Origin of the sequence: Vibrio sp. 1S139, assembly GCF_041439475.1 — a bacterium.
Classification (GTDB): Bacteria; Pseudomonadota; Gammaproteobacteria; order Enterobacterales; family Vibrionaceae; genus Vibrio; species Vibrio crassostreae_C.
Window position 1 is genome coordinate 1 of sequence record NZ_JBGOOD010000159.1, and the last position, 1,391, is coordinate 1,391.

At 38.0% G+C, this 1,391-nt stretch carries 2 protein-coding genes and 1 pseudogene; all 3 read left to right on the forward strand.

The annotated features are described in order from the left end of the window. Positions 1–54 precede the first annotated feature (54 nt). Positions 55–192: pseudogene (locus ACED46_RS21895) on the forward strand (ATP synthase subunit I); the annotation flags it as partial. Position 193: 1 nt separating this feature from the next. Next, on the forward strand, positions 194–964 hold the full coding sequence (gene atpB / locus ACED46_RS21900) for a F0F1 ATP synthase subunit A (RefSeq protein WP_017060838.1): 771 nt from the start codon (positions 194–196) through the stop codon (positions 962–964). A gap of 47 nt (positions 965–1,011) precedes the next feature. Beyond that, positions 1,012–1,248 carry a F0F1 ATP synthase subunit C gene (gene atpE / locus ACED46_RS21905; RefSeq protein WP_004730405.1) on the forward strand — a complete coding sequence of 79 codons (237 nt, stop codon included), beginning with the start codon at positions 1,012–1,014 and terminating at the stop codon, positions 1,246–1,248. The last annotated feature ends 143 nt before the right edge of the window (positions 1,249–1,391 follow it).

A 1,391-nucleotide genomic window follows, 5' to 3' on the forward strand; every position in this document is an offset into this window, starting at 1 on the left:
AAGCCTTTTTTCTATCTAAATAAACAAGTTAGCTCTTAAGATCCTGTCTATGATACGTTCTTAATGTTTATCTTGGCGTTCCAGTTTTTCAAATTGGATAACCCAGTAATATTGTACGCATATATTCTCACTATGGTTGGGTACTTCTTAACACCATTTATTACTGCCTCTACAAGATCGGAGTACGTGTAGTATGGATCAAGTAACTACCGCTCACGAATACATAGAGCATCACTTAACCTTCTTAACTACAGGTGATGGTTTCTGGGCGTTCAACATCGACTCGATGTTGGTATCTTGGATTACGGGTTTACTGTTTATTGGAGCTTTTCGATACGTAGTGACTAAGGGCACCAGCGGTGTTCCAGGTCGATTTCAATGTTTTATCGAACTGATATTTGATTTTGTAAACAACCTAGTAAAAGAGATTTTTCAAGCGGAGGATAAATTAATAGGGCCACTGGCATTAACCACTTTTGTTTGGGTGTTGTTAATGAACGCGGTCGATTTATTACCAATAGATTTCATACCAGCATTAAGTCGTGCAATGGGTCTAGAACACTTTAGAGATCTACCAACGGCGGACGTAAATATTCCAATGTCGATGGCACTCGGTGTATTTATCTTACTGTTGACTTATACATTTAAAAATAAAGGATTGAAAGGCTTTATCAAAGAGCTTACTACGCAGCCATTTGATAACCCTCTTTTATACCCTGTTAACTTAGTTCTTGAATTAATAACATTAATTTCAAAACCTATATCACTAGGCTTACGATTATTTGGAAACATGTATGCAGGTGAGATGATATTTATTCTGATCGCATTAATGCCATGGTGGATGCAATGGGCACTGAGTGTTCCTTGGGCACTATTCCACATATTAATCGTATTCTTGCAAGCATTTATATTTATGGTACTGACCGTTGTTTATTTAGGTATGGCAACAGAAGAACACCACTAATTAATAACTAAAAAATTTAACTAAAAAATTATTTATCGGAGATACAAATGGATATCGTAAGCGCAGTTTTATATGTAGCAGGTGCATTACTGATCGGTTTAGGTGCAGCAGGTGCAGCATCTGGTATTGGTAACTTAGCAGGTAAATACCTTGAAGGTGTTGCGCGTCAACCAGACCTTACTCCAATGCTTCGTACTCAATTCTTCATCATGATGGGTCTTGTGGATGCAGTACCGATGATCGGTGTTGGTATCGGTCTATACATCATCTTCGCCGTGGCTTAATCAAACCGCTTTGAAAGATCGATTTATACATAATCAAGATTTAGTGAGGAAGGTATGAACTTAAATGCAAGCATGTTTGGACAAGCAATCGGCGTTGTTGCCTAAATCAATTGAACCTTTTTCGAGTCCTGCGATCTGATCCT

Coding starts and splice junctions, on each gene's coding strand:
- atpB (WP_017060838.1), top strand. CDS start 194: ATGGATCAAGTAACTACCGCTCACGAATACATAGAGCATCACTTAACC.
- atpE (WP_004730405.1), top strand. CDS start 1,012: ATGGATATCGTAAGCGCAGTTTTATATGTAGCAGGTGCATTACTGATC.